The organism is Paenibacillus sp. MAHUQ-63 (assembly GCF_028765165.1).
Classification (GTDB): domain Bacteria; phylum Bacillota; class Bacilli; order Paenibacillales; family NBRC-103111; genus Paenibacillus_E.
Window position 1 is genome coordinate 512273 of record NZ_JARADB010000002.1, and the last position, 16470, is coordinate 528742.

Annotated in this window: 16 protein-coding genes; 11 read left to right on the forward strand and 5 right to left on the reverse strand. The window is 51.3% G+C overall.

Features of this window, described 5'->3' with window-relative positions; genetic code table 11:
* Positions 1-173: 173 nt before the first annotated feature.
* Positions 174-938 (reverse strand): sulfite exporter TauE/SafE family protein, encoded by a 765-nt coding sequence (locus PUT07_RS10435; protein WP_274467889.1) that lies wholly within the window; start codon positions 936-938, stop codon positions 174-176.
* Between the two features lie 212 nt (positions 939-1150).
* On the opposite strand from PUT07_RS10435, the gene PUT07_RS10440 reads away from it, so the two are divergent.
* Positions 1151-2470 (forward strand): MFS transporter, encoded by a 1320-nt coding sequence (locus tag PUT07_RS10440; RefSeq protein ID WP_274467890.1) that lies wholly within the window; start codon positions 1151-1153, stop codon positions 2468-2470.
* A 56-nt stretch (positions 2471-2526) separates the two neighbouring features.
* Here PUT07_RS10440 and PUT07_RS10445 read toward each other — a convergent pair whose 3' ends face one another.
* Entirely contained in the window at positions 2527-3639 is a 1113-nt protein-coding gene (locus PUT07_RS10445; RefSeq protein WP_274467891.1) for an MHYT domain-containing protein, read from the reverse strand.
* A gap of 161 nt (positions 3640-3800) precedes the next feature.
* Between PUT07_RS10445 and PUT07_RS10450 the strand changes: the two genes are divergently transcribed.
* The 7 genes from PUT07_RS10450 to PUT07_RS10480 all read left to right on the forward strand — a co-directional run bounded on the left by PUT07_RS10450 (position 3801) and on the right by PUT07_RS10480 (position 9931).
* Entirely contained in the window at positions 3801-4451 is a 651-nt protein-coding gene (locus PUT07_RS10450; RefSeq protein ID WP_274467892.1) for an HAD family hydrolase, read from the forward strand.
* A gap of 37 nt (positions 4452-4488) precedes the next feature.
* Positions 4489-4926 (forward strand): GNAT family N-acetyltransferase, encoded by a 438-nt coding sequence (locus tag PUT07_RS10455; RefSeq protein ID WP_310190586.1) that lies wholly within the window; start codon positions 4489-4491, stop codon positions 4924-4926.
* Positions 4927-5675: 749 nt separating this feature from the next.
* A complete protein-coding gene (locus PUT07_RS10460) occupies positions 5676-6515 on the forward strand; it encodes an electron transfer flavoprotein subunit beta/FixA family protein (protein WP_274467893.1) in 840 nt (279 codons plus the stop codon).
* A 90-nt stretch (positions 6516-6605) separates the two neighbouring features.
* The gene (locus PUT07_RS10465) at positions 6606-7724 is read left to right on the forward strand and encodes an electron transfer flavoprotein subunit alpha/FixB family protein (protein WP_274469281.1); all 1119 of its coding nucleotides are present in this window, start codon (positions 6606-6608) and stop codon (positions 7722-7724) included.
* A complete protein-coding gene (locus tag PUT07_RS10470) occupies positions 7721-9031 on the forward strand; it encodes an FAD-dependent oxidoreductase (protein WP_274467894.1) in 1311 nt (436 codons plus the stop codon). The genes PUT07_RS10465 and PUT07_RS10470 overlap by 4 nt, the downstream gene beginning before the upstream one ends.
* Positions 9028-9315 carry a ferredoxin family protein gene (locus PUT07_RS10475; protein ID WP_274467895.1) on the forward strand — a complete coding sequence of 96 codons (288 nt, stop codon included), beginning with the start codon at positions 9028-9030 and terminating at the stop codon, positions 9313-9315. Before PUT07_RS10470 ends, PUT07_RS10475 begins: the two co-directional genes overlap by 4 nt.
* A gap of 103 nt (positions 9316-9418) precedes the next feature.
* Positions 9419-9931: a DinB family protein gene (locus PUT07_RS10480; RefSeq protein ID WP_274467896.1), complete on the forward strand. Its 513-nt coding sequence runs from the start codon at positions 9419-9421 to the stop codon at positions 9929-9931.
* Positions 9932-9983: 52 nt separating this feature from the next.
* Here the strand turns inward: PUT07_RS10480 and PUT07_RS10485 are convergent, their stop codons facing one another.
* Entirely contained in the window at positions 9984-10211 is a 228-nt protein-coding gene (locus tag PUT07_RS10485; RefSeq protein WP_090822679.1) for a 3-dehydroquinate dehydratase, read from the reverse strand.
* Between the two features lie 243 nt (positions 10212-10454).
* On the reverse strand, positions 10455-11255 hold the full coding sequence (locus PUT07_RS10490) for an AraC family transcriptional regulator (protein ID WP_274467897.1): 801 nt from the start codon (positions 11253-11255) through the stop codon (positions 10455-10457).
* A 135-nt stretch (positions 11256-11390) separates the two neighbouring features.
* On the opposite strand from PUT07_RS10490, the gene PUT07_RS10495 reads away from it, so the two are divergent.
* Both PUT07_RS10495 and PUT07_RS10500 read left to right on the forward strand, forming a co-directional pair.
* Entirely contained in the window at positions 11391-12158 is a 768-nt protein-coding gene (locus PUT07_RS10495; RefSeq protein WP_274467898.1) for a sugar phosphate isomerase/epimerase family protein, read from the forward strand.
* 31 nt (positions 12159-12189) lie between these two features.
* A complete protein-coding gene (locus tag PUT07_RS10500) occupies positions 12190-13209 on the forward strand; it encodes a Gfo/Idh/MocA family protein (protein ID WP_274467899.1) in 1020 nt (339 codons plus the stop codon).
* 55 nt (positions 13210-13264) lie between these two features.
* Here the strand turns inward: PUT07_RS10500 and PUT07_RS10505 are convergent, their stop codons facing one another.
* Entirely contained in the window at positions 13265-15367 is a 2103-nt protein-coding gene (locus tag PUT07_RS10505; protein WP_274467900.1) for an LTA synthase family protein, read from the reverse strand.
* A 256-nt stretch (positions 15368-15623) separates the two neighbouring features.
* Here PUT07_RS10505 and PUT07_RS10510 point away from each other — a divergent pair, with 256 nt between their 5' ends.
* Complete coding sequence (locus PUT07_RS10510; RefSeq protein ID WP_274469282.1) at positions 15624-16469, forward strand: YitT family protein; 846 nt, start codon at positions 15624-15626, stop codon at positions 16467-16469.
* Position 16470: the final 1 nt, after the last annotated feature.

Consider the following 16470-nt stretch of genomic DNA (forward strand, 5'->3'; position numbering starts at 1 on the left):
CACATTGGGTGTTCATCACAACGTATGATGAAGGCAAGTCTTCTTGTGTAGGCAATGGCCCAGCCCCTCCCAAAAATGGGTAGATACCATGCCGATTTCCCGGGTAATCGCAGGAATCGACATCCGTTTGCACACAAAAAAACCCGAGCGGGCTCGGGCGTTTCTGCGGTGGATTAAATTAATTTAAGGCCGCTAATTAAAACTAAAGAGGCGATAATCGTCCGCAGGACATTCGTTGGCGCCTTGGTAGCCAACATACTGCCAAGCAGTACGCCGGGGATCGAACCAAGCAGCAGGTTAATGACGAGCGTATAATTCACATTGCCCATGCTTGCGTGCAAAATGCCGGCTGTCGTAGCCAGGAAGAAGGCGTGTGCGATGTCAGTTCCGACGAGCGTAGCGGGTACCATGCGGAAAAAGTAGAGCATCGCTATCGCGTACAACGAGCCGGAGCCGATCGAGGTTAATCCGACCACGAATCCGAGGACGGCGCCGATCGTGATCGTCAGCCCCTTTTTCTCCTCCAGGCTTCTAAGCTGCCAGCGGTTCTCCTTGATCTTATGGCCGAAGAACACTTTGAACAGAGTGGCAAAAGCGACCAGAATCAAGACATAGCCAAGCGCGTGCTTAATAATGACCTCTTGATTGTGGTAGAAGGAGTTGAAAATTTTCAAAAAAATAACTGCGAGGATAACGCCTGGTATACTGCCCATGGCTAGCATTTTGACCAGTTTGAAGTCAATTGTTTTCTGCCGCCAATGCTGAATCGTGCCGAACAGCTTCGTGATGGAATTATAAAGGAGGTCCGTGCCTACGGCAATAGATGGATGAATCCCAATCAGGATTAATATGGGGGTGAGCAGCGAAGCTCCCCCAACTCCGGTCAATCCGACCAGAAAACCAACGATTACACCCATTAACAAAACGCTTAAAGTCATGTTGTCATGTCCCCAATCAATTACCGACTAATTCAATTGGATTAATTTTATTATATGGAGAAGCGATATGTAAAGAGAAATTTTTTGATGTGAACGAAGGCCTTTGGCAATCCAATCTCCGTACATGCTATTCATTAAGCGGAGAATAAGTTACAATATGTGGATGTGACATTGGAGGACAGTTTTTAGAAGACAGCTTGGAGGTGTATGATTTGAGCAATCGAACGACAGTCATGATCAGTATTGTGCTCGCGATGCTGGTGGCTTCAATGGATACGACGATCGCCAATACGACGATGCCGATTATTGTGAAGGAGATTGGCGGCGAAGACCTGTTTGCATGGGCTTTCACCTCGTATATGGTGCTATCGACCGTACTGGCTCCGTTAGCCGGACGATTATCTGATCTATTCGGTCGGAAAAGGATTTATGCCGCCGGTATTCTTTTATTTCTAGGCGGATCCGTGCTCTGCGGAATGTCCCAGAGCATGCTGCAGCTCATCATATTTCGCGCGGTGCAAGGGATCGGAGCGGGGGTTATGATGCCATTTCCTGCGATTATCGCCGGAGATATTTATCCGGTTGAGCAGCGGGGGAAGGTGCAGGCGTTCTTCACTGCGATGTGGGGATTGGCGGCTGTGTTGGCGCCGCTGCTAGGTACATTTTTCGTCACATATATGAGTTGGCGATGGATTTTCTTCGTTAATATTCCGATCTGTTTGGTCGCCTTAATTGCGCTGAAGCCGTATAAGGAAGTATATGAACCGAAGAAATCAATGGTCGATTACGGCGGAGCGGCGCTGTTTGCGGCTGGGATTTCCCTGCTGCTGCTAACGACGACAGTCGAGCGGAACAATTACATATACGGCATACTCGGCGTGATCTGCATGATCGTCTTTTTCCTTTATGAGAAAAAAATCAGCGCCCCGATCGTGCCGCTCAATTTGCTGCGCAACCGGCCGATAGCGATCATGATCGCTATTTCTTTCATCACATGTACGGCCTTGTTCGGGACTTCGAGCTTTATCCCGCTTTTCCTGCAAAATCAAGGTCATTCGCTGTTCATAAGCGGCATTGCCCTCTTGGGAACGTCCATAGGCTGGATGGCAGTCGCCGTTCCAAGCGGTAAATGGGTGCTGCAGTACGGTTACAAGCCGCTGCTCATTATTGGGAACGGTCTGCTCGTGGTGACGGCGATCATGCTGTATTTGATGAACGAAGCGACATCCTTCTGGTACTCCTTCGCGACGATGACCATGCTCGGACTTGCCTACGGATTAATTTTTACGGTTTCCACGATTGGTTCCCAGCAGCTTGTTGAGCCTCATCAAAAAGGGATTTCCACATCGCTCCAATTGTTCGCCCGCAATATCGGCACAGCGGTGAGCGTGACGATTATGGGCGCCATACTAACCAAATCGACGATGTTTTACAGCGGGTTTCACGGGATGTTCGTGTTCGGCTTCATTGCCAGCCTGGTCTCGATGTTCATCCCGTTTCTACTTCAATCACCGGCCAAGCAGACAGCTTGATTGCAATCCCAATACCCTGAGGCAGCAGCCTCAGGGTATTTCATCATCCAGCCAATTTAGGAAATGGCGGCAAATTCATGCTTACCTTCGGTCAGGTCACGAACCGTAGCCGCGAATATCATATTACCGGCGTATGGAATCTTCGTAATCGTAACTTCAGCCGGAAATGCGGAACGGTCGGAGCGGTAGGCTTTCATGTGAACCCGCTTGCCGAGGAGAGCGGCATCCTGCCGGGCTAATTGCCTGTACAAGGAAGCGGCAGCCTCTCCGTTCTGATCGAACGGGTATAGGAAGTCGAGCATCGTCATGGATAATGCTTGTTTGCGGCTATACCCGAACGTAGCCGCTGCGGCAGGATTAAATTCAATAATCCACCCCCGGCTGTTAATCATGAGAATACTGTCGATGCTAGTATCGAGCAGCAAGGCTTTGAGCGAAGAGTGGTCGGCGAGCCTCTGATCGATTCGGAGCGAGTAAATAATGATCAGCGATAAAAAAATAATCGTACCGAATGCAATCAGCATCGCTAGTACGAAAGCGTTCAGCTGCGAAGCATTCTCGCCGTATTCCGTATGGTTCAACGGGAGTGCGGCCGAAGCGGATAGCGTACCCAAATAATGCATACCCGTGATAGTTACAGAGATAAGGAAGCCTCGGATGAGTATTTTGGGGCTCCTTGCGACAGACATCTTGAGTACGGCAATCGAGGCAGCGACGGCGAGCAGTACGGAGAGGATGAAAAGCACCGGTGAGAAGCGGACCTCAACCGCATTGATGGCACTCAGACCTATGTAGTGCATACTGGAAACGGAAAGTCCCATAAAGACTCCGCCAATTAGTATACTTGGAACGCCGGGACCGGTTAGAAACGCAATGAAAAAACCGATGAGCGAACCGGCGGCGACAACCGCCAATGATGCTAGGATGGTCTGAACGTTATAAACTAGCCGGTCCGGATGATATTGCGCGAGCATGGCGATAAAATGCATGGACCATGCGCCTGATCCGATCGTCATCGCACTGCAGGCGATCCATAGCTTTTGCTGCCACCCCTTGCTGATGGCAATACGGTGGGATAAACTCAGACATGTATAAGAGGCTAGCCAAATAATGACGAATGCCAGCATAACAAGATACATCGTATAGTGGTTCGCAAGTGCATGCTGCATATATAATACCTCTCATTGAAAAGTGTTCTCAATCCGGAATACACTGCTTTCTTATTATAGTAACTGAGTAATAGCCTGTATATAGCGCTTCATAAGTGTTTTTAGCGAAAACTGTCGAAATCCACGAAAACTTTGCAAAAGTAGGGAAAGGAGGATCGAAGATGGTTCCAAAAAGCATTCGAGGCATTATCTTTGATATGGATAATACGCTGCTTCAATCCCGCATTGACTTCAAGGCGATGAAGAGCGAGGTAGCGGCATGGTTGGCGGAAAAGGGACTCCTGCCCGCAAACTTTCAGGCGGATGCGCATACGACATCGACACTTCTTGCTTACGCGAGTGAGAACGGAGCAACCGACGAGATGATAGCCGAGGCTCTGCGCATCGCAGCCACCCATGAGCTGAAGGGAATGGAGGGGGCCGGGCTCGAGCCTGGCGCAGCCGAGCTTTTGGACCGGTTGTATGGCAGGTATAAGCTGGTCATCGTGACGAACAATTCGCATGCAGCCGCCATCCGCGCGTTACAGATAACGGGGATTAAGGATCGTTTCGATCTCATCGTAGGCCGCGAGCAAATGGAAGCGATGAAGCCTTCTCCTTCAGGCAATTTGACTGTATTGCAGCATTTTAACTCGTTGAAGGGTGATCAATGGATCGCGATCGGAGATTCTTGGATAGACGGCAGGGCAGCCGAGGACGCGGGGATTCCGTTTATTAGCTATGGAGACTCACCTTCATCTGCGATGGCGGAAAAAAGAGTTCGGCCAGCAGCGCACATTGACAAGCTGTTGCGTCTGTTAGATTATATTTAGGTTAATCTAAAATTTGCAAATCAAGAGAAAGAAGTGAGTGCACGTGCTGATCGATGTGAAATTCAAGCTGCATGAACAACAAATACAGGACTTGCTCGGCTATAGCATATTTCCCGATCCCGATCAGTTGGAAGAGACGGTTAGCCGTTATGTGAATGACTCCAACCTGATGCTCTATGGATACGAATCCGAAGGCATCCTCGTTGGCATTATCGGGTTTGACATTAATCGCGACCAAGAGATGACCATTCATCATCTGGCTGTGGAGCCTCATAGCCGGGGAGCGGGCTTCGGGCGGGGCATCATTCTCGAAATTATCGAAGACATGCATCCCCTCAGAATCGTCGTGGAAACGGACGAGGAGGCTGTGCAGTTTTACCGAAGCATCGGGTTCGTCATTCGCAGCATAGGCGAAAAATATCCGGGCGTCGAGCGCTTTGTTTGCACCTATGAGATAGACCCGGAGGATGAGTAGCTGAAACGCAAAAAGGCTCGTCAGGATTTGGAGGATCCTGACGAGCCTTTTTTGTGCCAACTTAAAGCGGAAGGCCGGAAATATTGGGGGATATCTTTGTAGATACAACAGAATTTCTAAATTGCGGGTTAGTCACTGTGGCAGCGCCGACGAACAAAAACAGTGCTTCCTGTAATATCTGCAAATTGCATGAGTGCCAACTTCACCAACTTCACCAACTTCACCAACTCCACCAACTTCACCAACTTCACCAACTTCACCAACTCCACCAGCCTCGCCATAAGCAAAAAACAGCGCATCCTGTGACATCTGCAAAATGCATAAGTTCGCCGGGTCCTGCCTGCCTCATCAACCTCGCAAATCCGAAACAGTGGGTTCTGTGATATCTGCAAAATGCATGAGTGCGCCGGGTCTTGCCTACCTCATCAACCTCGCAATATCCAAAACAGCACTTTCTGCGATATCTACAAGATGCATATTTACGCCTGCTCTTCTTGACCAGCCTCACGAACCTTACGATAAGTGAAAAACTGTACTTTCTGTGATATCTGCGGAGCTACGGTCAAAAGTAAGTGTCATGTTAGATTTTCGGAAGCATATATTGTTGTAGGCTATGTATAGCATCATTTTTTGTTGAAAGCGATTTCTATGCGGCGTTTAGTGACAAATTTCACAATGATGACAAGCATTGCGGGTGCTTTGTCAATGGATGCGACAGAGTTCCCCCGAAGAAACAGGAGGGTGCAGAGATGCTGCATATTGTCGTATGTATTAAGCAGGTTCCTGACTCCAGAGAAATTCGTATCGATCCGAAAAACAATACGTTAATCCGCCAAGGCGTCCCCAGTATCGTCAATTTCTACGATATGCACGGGCTGGAGGAAGCGCTGCGGATTAAGGATGAAACCGGCGCAAGGGTGACGGTCGTCACGATGGGGCCGCCACCTGCAGAGAAGAGCCTAAAGGAGTGCATCTCCCTCGGTGCGGATGACGCCGTTTTGGTCACCGACCGCGGCTTTGCAGGAGCGGACACGCTTGCGACTTCCTATGTGGTCGCGCGAACGATCCGCAAGATTGCGGAAACGTGGGGACCGGTGGACATGGTGTTTTGCGGCAAACAAACGCTGGATGGCGATACGGGACAGGTGGGGCCGGGCGTTGCCTGCCGGTTGGATTTGGAGCAGCTGACGTATGTGAATAAAGTGGTTCAGGTTGATGAAGAGAAGCGCAAGGTGCGCGTGCACAGGCTGTTGGAAGACGGCATCGAAGTTGTGGAGACAAGCATGCCGGTGTTGATTACGGCGCTCAAGGAACTGAACAAGGTTAGGCGGGCCTCGCTGCCGGGCATGATCCGCGCGGCACGGTATAAGCCGACGGTATGGACGACAGCGGACTTCCCGGATTTGGAGCGGGCCAAAATCGGGCTCAAAGGTTCGCCGACGATCGTCGCCAAAACCTGGGTGCCGGAGGTAAAGGCTGTCAAGACGCAAATGATTACGTCTGATACGCCGGAAGCGGCCGCCGCTCAATTGGCCGACCAGCTGCTCACGGACGATATGCAGAAGCTGCTCGATTGGTCGTCGCCATGAGGAAGAGACGGCTCATGCGTATAATAAGCGATCTCGTAACGAATGGAGGGAGTCATCTTGGCTAATGAACAAGACCAAGCCGAAGCGGCAATGCCCGACTGGTCCGCCTATCGGGGCGTGCTCATCGTAGTGGAGCAGCGCGACGGCGTTGCGAAGAAGGTGTCCTGGCAGCTGCTGGGCGAAGGCAAGAAGCTGGCCGCGAAGCTGGAAGCGCCGCTCATGGCGCTCGTCATCGGCGACGATGTCGAACATCTCGCCGAGGAAGCCGTGCATTACGGCGCGGACCGGGTGTACCTCTGCGAAGCCCCGGAGCTTCGCACTTACCGGACCCGGCCGTACAGCCGGGTCTGCTTGAAGCTGATCGAGGAAGCGAAGCCCGAGATCGTGCTGTTCGGCGCGACAGCCACGGGGCGCGACCTGGCAGGTGCGATCGCAACGCACCTGCCGACGGGGCTGACGGCCGACACGACGCAGCTCGACGTGGAGCCGCCGCCGTCGCGGCTGCTGCTGGCGAGCCGGCCGGCATTTTCCGAGAAGATGATGGCGACCATCCTCTGTAAGCAGTACCGGCCGCAGATGGCGACGGCGCGTGCCGGCGTGTTTCAGGCGCTGCCCAAGGATACGGCGCGCCAAGGCGAGATCGTTCGCATCGAGGCCGCGATGCGGGAGGAAGAGATCGCCGCGCAGGTGCTGGATTTCCTGCGCGAAACAGGCAAGCTCAATCTCGAGGAAGCCGAGATTATCGTAGCCGGCGGCCGCGGGCTTGGCGGCCCCGATGCCTTCGGGATGCTCGCCGAGCTGGCCGAGGCGCTCGGCGGCGTCGTCGGCGCATCCCGTGCAGCGGTGGACGCCGGCTGGATCGGCCATGAGCACCAGGTCGGCCAGACCGGCGCCACCGTGCGGCCGAAGCTGTATTTCGCGATCGGCATCTCCGGAGCCGTTCAGCATACCGTCGGCATGAGCAATTCCGACGTAGTCGTCGCCATCAATAAAGATGAGAAGGCGCCGATTTTCCAATTCGCGCATTATGGGATCGTAGGCGATATGTTTAAGCTGGTGCCGGCGATCACCCAGGAAATCAAGCATCGCCGGACGCTGTTTGGCAAGCGGCTGCCGGAGAGCGCTCCCCCGGGAGGCGAGAAGAAGAGCGAAGCGGCGCCTGCCAAGAAAGAGGCTCGTGCGGCACGAGAGAGGAGTGAGGCCAAATGAATGAAAAATTCGATGCGATCGTCGTTGGCGGAGGACCGGCCGGTGCGGCGGCTGCTTTAACGATGGCGCGCGCCGGCTTATCGGTCGTACTGCTCGAGCGAGGGGAATTCCCCGGGGCCAAAAACATTTTCGGCGGCGTCCTCTACAGGAAGCAGATCGAGGAGCTCGTGCCCGAGTTCTGGAAAGAGAAGAACTTCCCGATGGAGCGGTACATCGTGGAGCAGCGCATCTGGATGATGGGGCAAGAGTCCATGGTCACGTTCGGTCACCGCAACGAGGCGTACAAGGAGCCGTATAACTGTTTCACGGGACTGCGCGTCAAATTCGACCAGTGGTTCGCCGACAAAGCAGTCGCAGCGGGAGCCATTCCGGTCTATGAAACGGTCGCGCTGGACGTCATCCGGGAAGGTGATAAGGTGGTCGGCGTGCGCACGGACCGGGATGACGGGGATCTGTATGCCGACGTAGTCGTCATTGCGGACGGCGTGAACTCCTTGCTTGGCAAAGCGATGGGGATTCATAAAGAGTGGATGCCGGACCAGGTGTCCCTTGCCGTGAAAGAAGTGATCGCACTGCCTAAGGAGAAGATCGAGGACCGCTTCGGGCTCGAAGGCGACGAGGGCGTGACGATCGAATTCATGGGTGAGACTTCGCTGGGCATGGCGGGGATGGGCTTCCTGTATACGAACAAAGATACGATTTCTTTGGGCGTCGGCGTGATGGTCAATCATCTTCGCGATAAAAAAGTGAAGCCGTATGCGGTTCTGGACGCCGTCAAGCAGCATCCGATGATCCGCAAGCTGATCCAGGGAGGGGAGACGAAGGAGTATTCGGGCCACTTGATTCCCGAGGGCGGCTTCCATTCCATCCCGCCACTGTCGGGCAATGGTTGGTGTGTCTGCGGCGACGCCGCGCAGCTGGTCAACTTCGTGCACCGCGAAGGCACGAACCTGGCGATGACATCGGGCCGGCTTGCCGGTGAAGCGATTGTGGAAGCCAAAGCCAAGGGAGATTTCTCCGCCGCGTCCATGCAGGCATATGATCAAAAAATACGCGAATCGTTCGTGCACAAGGATTTGCAAAAATATAAGGGCATGCACCAATTCCTGAAGGATCAGGATCCCGGATTGCTGTTCGATAAGCTGCCGAAGGCGCTGAACGAAGCCGCCTACAATATGTTCCTGGTGGACGGGACGACGAAGGCGGATAAGCAGAAAATGGCGGTTAAGCTGATTAAGAACGCCGCAGGCGGTACGGTCAACCTCATGAAGCTGGGCTACAAGGGATGGAGGGCGATGAACGGATGAGTCAAAGCGACATTTCCGATAAGCTGTTTACCATTCGCTACAAATGCGACGACAAGTCTCACCTGGTAATTAAGGATAAGCAGACTTGTGTGAGCTGTGTGACGAAGGATTGCAATTACTTCTGTCCCTCGGACGTGTACGAGTGGGAAAAAAAGCTCAAAATTACGACAGTTGCTTATGAGAACTGTATTGAATGCGGAACGTGCCGGATTGCTTGTCCGTCATATAACATCGAATGGGTATATCCGAAGGGCGGATACGGTATGACGTATAAGTTTGGCTAGTGCACGTTATATTTTGGAGAGGAAAGTTCTTCAAATTTCACCTTGTTTCCGGTATGATGAGTCTATTACATAGGCTGATCATGGAAGGGAGACAACGGCGATTATGCTGAAACGACCTGAAGCAAGCGAATATAACTCTTATTATGAAATGTATATCAGTAAAGTGCCGGATGGCGATTACGAGACTTTCCTCCGCCGCCAGCTTGAGGAGATCACCGGGTTCTTCTCCGGATTAACCGAAGAACAAGGACTTGCGCGCTATGCGCCTGGCAAGTGGAGCTTGAAGGAACTGCTGGGCCACATGACGGATACGGAGCGTGTCATGAGCTACCGGATGCTGCGCGTCGCACGGGGGGATACGACGAAGCTGCCCGGTTTCGATCAGGATATTTTCATCGAGAACGGGAGCTTCGACCATGTGCCGCTGGCCGACTTGATCGCGGATTTCCAAGCGGTCCGGCAGGCGACGTTTACACTGCTGACAACGATCGGGGTGTCAGCTTGGCCGCGTGTTGGCAACGCCAGCACGTATGACATTACGGCAAGAGCGCTGGCTTACGTAATCGCAGGTCATGCGGAACATCATCTCGGCATTGCGCGCGAACGTTACGTATAACGAAAGAAGAGTCCACCGGGAGCGGCTGCTCCCGGTGGACTCTTCACTTTAATTAGTACAGTGATAGTGCCAATGAATCGCGTTCGTTGAAGGAATGCAGGATCGCTTCGCATCCAACGATTTCGATGGAGATGATCGAGTCCAAGCATTTCTTGATCGTCGCTCTTCCTTTAATCACTTTCGCTTCAAGAGCGGATTTCAATAGATTGAATTTCTTTTTATTTTTCTCATCGGAGTAAACAGGCACGGGTTTGTTGTGAATCGTAATAAACATTTTCATAGATTTTCACCATCCTAGGAATTGGATATATGTTTAGCATATAGGATTATTATTAATTTAACCTTAAAATAGTTTTACAATTTTGAAACAAACTTGCATTTTCATGGGAAGCTATTCGCTTTTTGATCGATTCCTCCTTTTACTACCTTTCAACTCTAGGTTTTCTTGTCAATGAATATACGAATGAGCGGGCAAAAAAGTTCCAAACTCGCTCCGAAAGAACATGAAAAATTTGTGAATTTTTCAACTCTGTGAATCTTTCTGCCGGTACAGCTTGGGAGAGATGCCGAATCTATGCTTGAAAGCCCTGTGGAAGTAAGGGTAACTGCCGAAGCCGCAGCTTAGCGCGATTTGTTCCAGCGACATGGAACTGTCGTGCATCCGTTCAACGGCGCTGGACAATCGAACTTCCAAGGCGTATTGAATCATCGTTTTGCCGAAGCATTCTTTGAACAGATGAACCGCCCGGGAGACGCTGAGCCCCACGTGTTCGGCCACATCGTCGACTTTGAAGGTGGCGGTCGCATGGGCTTCGATGAATCGTTTCATCCGTGTGCCTGTAAATGGCCGTCCCTGCAAGGAAACCGTTTCGGTCATGGCACGTTCGACATAAACGCAAAGCGCCTGCAGCAGGTAGCCGCTAAGCTCGCGGTTCTCCTCTTCCATCCGGCGTTTCTCAAGAATGAGTTGGCGCCATAGGGAAATAAGCCGCGGATCCAGGTCGATGCGCGTACACGTCTGTTTGGGGGTGCGCTTCCACCAGCTGTCGATCCAGCTCCCTTTGCAAAATAGATAGTAGTCGCCGCTGGCAATCTTGCTCCCGGGCTGGTCTGCCGGCTGTTCGATCCGCAGCTCGTAGGGATCTCCGGGTTGGAAGAGCAGCAGATGTCCGGCTTCGATCGGCATCATGGCGCCGCCTACGAGAGCTTCACTTGTGCCCTCGGTCTGCAGACGGAAAAGATAAGAGTTAAGTCCGGATTTGGTGCTGACATTAAACGGTTCCATATGAAAAGAATAGCCGCAGGTTAACAGCTCGATGTCCATTGCAATCACCTTTCGTAGCCAAATAAGAGATGTTTTGATTATATCGTTAATGGTAACAATATGCTATGTTCCGTTATACTTGTGTACATAGTCTTGGAAATACCCAAATCGAGAATGAAGAAAAGAGGAGAACGAATGGCACGTTTAGGCATTGGTCTGCAATTGTACACGCTTCGCGATGACATGGCTAGAGATTTGGAAGGCACGCTTCGCCATGTTGCCCAATTAGGTTATGAGGGTGTGGAGTTCGCCGGATATTTCGACAAGCCAGCAGCCGAGATGAAGGCTTTGTTGGATGAACTCGGGCTCAAAGCGATCGGAAGCCATATCAGTTTAGATAGATTCCGCAAGAACCTGCAAGGTGAAATCGACTACTTGCATACGATTGGCGCCAAATATGCGATTTGCCCTTATGTCGGCGCGGAAGAGCGTGAGAATGCCGACCAATGGAAAGCCTTGATTGCGGAGTGCGAGCAGTTCGCGATCGAAGTGAAGAAACAAGGCTTGCAGTTCTTATACCATAATCATGATTTCGAATTCCATCATAAAGTGGACGGCGAGTTCGTCTTTGATGCCATGTACGCAGGCAAAGAAGCCATCCAGGTTGAGATGGACGTCTGCTGGGTGAAATATGCCGGACAAGATCCGCTGGCTTATATCGCTAAGTACACAGGCCGTCTGCCTCTTGTGCACTTCAAGGATTTCACGAAAGATTCGGAAGGCAAACTGGTTACGCTGGAGCTTGGTCTGGGCGAAGTTCCGCTGGAGCAAGTCATTGCTGCGGCGGAGCAAGCGGGTGCGGAGTGGCTCGTCGTTGAGCAGGATCACTGCCAGAAGCCGCCGCTTACGAGCATCGAGAACAGCTTGAACTGGGTCAAAGAGCATTATACCAACGTTAAATAATTCATAATTTTGAGGGAGTGTATCATTAATCATGAGCAAAATTAAAGTTGCCGTCATCGGTTGCGGCTCTATCTCCAAACATAGACATATTCCTGAATACGCCTTGAATCCGAATGTTGAGCTTGTCGCTTTCGTCGATCCGGTTATCGAAAGAGCGGAGCACTACGCGCAGCTTCATGGCGGCAAAGCATACAGCAGCTACCAAGAGCTGTTCAAGCAAGAGAAAGTTGACGCAGTAAGCGTATGTACGCCAAACTATTTGCACGCAGAGGTTTCCATCGCGGCTGCGAACGCCGGCGCCCACGTGCTGGTCGAGAAGCCGATGGCAACGACGGCGGAAGAAGCGGATGCGATGATCGAAGCGGCGAAGAAGAACGGCGTCTTCCTCATGGTCGGCCACAATCAGCGCCTCATGCCTCCGTCCGTGAAAGCGAAGGAGATTTTGGAGACAGGCAAGCTTGGCAAAGTCTTGACGTTCCGTACGTCCTTCGGCCATCCGGGACCGGAAGGCTGGAGCATTGACGGCCGCGAGAGCTGGTTCTTCCGCAAGGAAGAGGCGATCATGGGCGCTATGGGTGACCTCGGCGTGCACAAATCCGACTTGATCCGTTGGCTGTTGAACGATGAAGTGGCACAAGTCGCAGCATTCGTCGGCACGCTGCACAAAGAAGGCACGGATATCGACGATAACGCGACGTGCTTGCTGCGTATGAAGAGCGGTGCAACAGGCTCCTTGGTTGCCAGCTGGACATACTACAAAGGCCAAGACAACTCCACCGTACTCTGGTGCGAGAACGGCGTAATCAAAATCGATACGGATCCGAACGATCAAGTTATCGTCGAATTGCGCAACGGTACCGTTGAACGTTACAAAGTCGGCCAAGTGGCGACGAACGAGAAGCAAACCGTCAGCGGCGTGATCGATGAGTTCGTAGCGAGCATTGTGAACGGAACGAAGCCGCGCATTTCCGGTGAAGAAGGCAAACGCTCCCTGGAAGTCATCCTGGCTGCATTCGAATCCGAAGCGACAGGCAAAGTTATTACGCTCTAATTCATATACCAATTGCAAAAATCCCTCAAGCAGTTCAACCTGCTTGAGGGATTTTTTATCTGCCGCCGATTTCAATCGGCAGCGTATTCGATTTACCAACGACGTTCTCTTTGGAGTCTACAACATGAACCTGAATGTCCCAGATGCCGGCCTTCAACAAATTGCCTTCTACTTTGGCCGTTACGGTATGCTCATCCTGCCAGGTCGTCGGCACGGCTTTGCCATTCAGCATGACTGTGCCCAGCGGCGGCAGATTGCTGCCCTTAACCGTCAGCGTGATGCTGGTACGGCCGGATATATCTTTGGAATCCGCCTCAACTTGATCCAGGAGTATGGGACCGAAGCCGAGCATATATTTGGAATTGACGATAGGTGAAGCATAGTCCTTATAAGCATGGCGATCGCCGAAAAGAATGTCATACTGCAGCGTTTCGTAATCTTTCAGATCCAACTCGTTAATGTTCATCGACTCAAAATAATCTTTGGGCGGGATGATCGGAATCTTCTTGGCAAGCTGGCTCAAATAATCCGTATAATAGCTTCCTTGCTGTTTGGATAATTCAATAAGATAAGGACCTAAGAATGACGGGCTAATGTTCAGCTTATCTTTGCGGTCATCGAAATTGTTCCAGATGACGAGCGGTGTGCTGTACATTTTTTTCAAGAAATCCGGATCGTCCTTGCCGCTAATATATTTGGTATCGATATAGGTCGCATAATCATCCCCAAGGGCCGGCAGGTGGTCGCCCCAGAATGCAATGATGGTCGGTTCGCCTTTGTTCTGATAATATTGTACAAGATCCTTCAACATGTTATCGGCCGCGCTGATGCCTTGGGCAAGCGTCTCCAGCATCCCTTGGGAGGAAGGCGAGATGTCTCCGCTCACATCAATCGTATTTTTCGGGAATTTGCCGGGATAGAAATGGAAATGATTCTCCATCGTGTTGGCGAAGACGAAATCCGGACCGTCGCTCAGCTCCGTCGCATGAATAATGTTTGCCGTCACCTCGCTATCCGCAATGTACGGACCGGAGTAGTTGGGCTTGAAATATTCGATCGGGATATACTTCGCGAAGCCGAAATCCTTATAAACTCTGTTACTGTTAAAATACCAATTGTAAAACGGGCTGATCGCCGTCGACGTGTACCCTTGTCTGGCATAAATGCTGGCCAGCGAATCCACCTCGTTCGAGATGAACTGGTTATACGCAATCGAGCCTTGCGGCAGGAAGCGCATGGAATTGCCCGTCAAAACCTCAAATTCTACGTTGGCCGTTCCGCCGCCGTATTGTGGCGACAGCAAGGAGCCGCTTGTTCCGGTTTGTTGCAAATTATGAAAGAACGGGATCGGATCCCGGCTGAATTTCACACCTTTAATCACCGTAGGGTCCCAGAAAGCTTCGCTTAAGACGACGATTACATTCGGCTTCACATTCGGGTCGCCAGCTTTGACAGGCTTAGGTGTCTGGCTGACAATCGCTTCAACCGCTTTGTCGTCGTAGCCTTCACGCTTGTCGCTGAACATGGATTTCGTATTCAGGAACGTAGCCAGCGCATATCCGTTCGTCTGCGTGTTCTCAACCTGATTCCAGACGGAAGCTTGGATGCCGAACCATTTCTGCACAGGAAGCGGGCGATCCGTGTAGACCGCGAATATCATGGCTAGCGAAACAAGTGCGAGAATTGCCCGTTCTTTTAACGCTACCTTTTTCATAAATAAGGGTGTGCGGTATAACAGGAAGTAGCTCGACGCCAGGAACAGCACGATCATGAACAAGACTTTGAACGTGAAAATATTGGAAATATATTGCACCATATCGGATGCTTCTCCCGCAACGACCAAATCCCAAGGTGTTAACGGAACCCCCAAAATTTTCAGTTTAATGCCGCTGATCAGGGCGAGCACGAGGAGAACCCCGGAAAGGATCCAATAGGCTATCCGCGTGCGGCCGACAACCGCAATCAAAAGCAGGAGCAAACTGAAAACGATCCATTCGTTGAAGAGCAATTCGACCAAATGCTTGTAGCTCCAAGTGAACATTTCTATATAGTGCCCACGACTCAGGATTTCCATAATAACCACGGGAATGAATGCAATAATTACGAAAGGCAGCCGCGGCCGCGCAAATTGCAGGAATGGCTCAAAATTAATTTTCATAAGGTCTCCTACTGATTGTAGATAAATTGTAAATGACATCTGACATTATACCATGGCAAATGACAATATTCGATGGTAGATTATCTAATATTTTTATGACATTTTCACTAGATGAAGGAAGGCTTTCAGAAGGAAAATGACGCCTTGGTCTAGAAACATAAATATACAAAAAAAGACATATAAAGGGGATGAAAACATGGCGAAGGAGCAGATCCAATTACAGAAAAGAGTCTCGATACGGGCTCAACACCGCAGAATGACCAAAAGCAGCTTATTCCGGCGCGGAATTTTCCTCTTCCTGGGAGCCGCATTAATGGCTGTTGGCCTTGAAATCTTCTTGGTTCCGAACAAAATTATTGACGGAGGCATAACGGGGATCTCTATCATTCTCTCCTATTTATCCCAGGTTCCAGTAGGGATCTTCCTGACGCTGCTCAATATGCCCTTTCTTTTCATCGGTTACAAAATGATCGGTAAAACGTTCGCCTTATCGACGTTATTCGCCATTCTGATCATGTCCGCGGGAACGGCTTTGCTGCATCCGGTTCCGGAGCTTACGAACGACCCGCTCTTGGCTGCGGTGTTCGGCGGCATTATTCTCGGCATCGGGGTCGGGATCGTCATCCGGTTCGGGGGCTCGCTGGACGGAACGGAGATCATTGCGATACTTGTATCCAAGAAAATCCCGTTCTCCGTAGGCGAGGTCGTGATGTTCTTCAACGTCTTCATCCTAGGCAGCGCAGGCTTCGTCTACAGTTGGGATCGCGCGATGTATTCCTTAATTGCCTATTTCATTGCCTACAAAATGATTGATGTTACGATTGAGGGCTTCGATGAGTCCAAATCCGTCTGGATCATCAGCGACCGGTTCAGACAAATCGGCGAAGCGATCTTGGACCGGCTGGGACGCGGGGTTACTTATCTGGAAGGCGAAGGGGGCTTCTCCGGAGAGGATAAGAAGGTGATCTTCTGTGTCATTACGCGGCTGGAGGAAGCGAAGTTGAAATCCATCGTCGATGAACTGGATCCTACAGCGTTCCTCGCAGTCGGCAATATTCACGATGTCAAAGGCGGAAGATTCAAGAAAAAAGACATTCACTGAT

Excerpts from the sequence above, each read along its gene's own strand:
- PUT07_RS10460 (WP_274467893.1), top strand. The coding sequence starts at position 5,676 with ATGCTGCATATTGTCGTATGTATTAAGCAGGTTCCTGACTCCAGAGAA.
- PUT07_RS10495 (WP_274467898.1), top strand. The coding sequence starts at position 11,391 with ATGGCACGTTTAGGCATTGGTCTGCAATTGTACACGCTTCGCGATGAC.
- PUT07_RS10475 (WP_274467895.1), top strand. The coding sequence starts at position 9,028 with ATGAGTCAAAGCGACATTTCCGATAAGCTGTTTACCATTCGCTACAAA.
- PUT07_RS10485 (WP_090822679.1), bottom strand. The coding sequence starts at position 10,211 with ATGAAAATGTTTATTACGATTCACAACAAACCCGTGCCTGTTTACTCC.
- PUT07_RS10445 (WP_274467891.1), bottom strand. The coding sequence starts at position 3,639 with ATGCAGCATGCACTTGCGAACCACTATACGATGTATCTTGTTATGCTG.
- PUT07_RS10470 (WP_274467894.1), top strand. The coding sequence starts at position 7,721 with ATGAATGAAAAATTCGATGCGATCGTCGTTGGCGGAGGACCGGCCGGT.
- PUT07_RS10510 (WP_274469282.1), top strand. The coding sequence starts at position 15,624 with ATGACCAAAAGCAGCTTATTCCGGCGCGGAATTTTCCTCTTCCTGGGA.
- PUT07_RS10480 (WP_274467896.1), top strand. The coding sequence starts at position 9,419 with ATGCTGAAACGACCTGAAGCAAGCGAATATAACTCTTATTATGAAATG.
- PUT07_RS10490 (WP_274467897.1), bottom strand. The coding sequence starts at position 11,255 with ATGGACATCGAGCTGTTAACCTGCGGCTATTCTTTTCATATGGAACCG.
- PUT07_RS10465 (WP_274469281.1), top strand. The coding sequence starts at position 6,606 with ATGCCCGACTGGTCCGCCTATCGGGGCGTGCTCATCGTAGTGGAGCAG.
- PUT07_RS10435 (WP_274467889.1), bottom strand. The coding sequence starts at position 938 with ATGACTTTAAGCGTTTTGTTAATGGGTGTAATCGTTGGTTTTCTGGTC.
- PUT07_RS10450 (WP_274467892.1), top strand. The coding sequence starts at position 3,801 with ATGGTTCCAAAAAGCATTCGAGGCATTATCTTTGATATGGATAATACG.
- PUT07_RS10500 (WP_274467899.1), top strand. The coding sequence starts at position 12,190 with ATGAGCAAAATTAAAGTTGCCGTCATCGGTTGCGGCTCTATCTCCAAA.
- PUT07_RS10505 (WP_274467900.1), bottom strand. The coding sequence starts at position 15,367 with ATGAAAATTAATTTTGAGCCATTCCTGCAATTTGCGCGGCCGCGGCTG.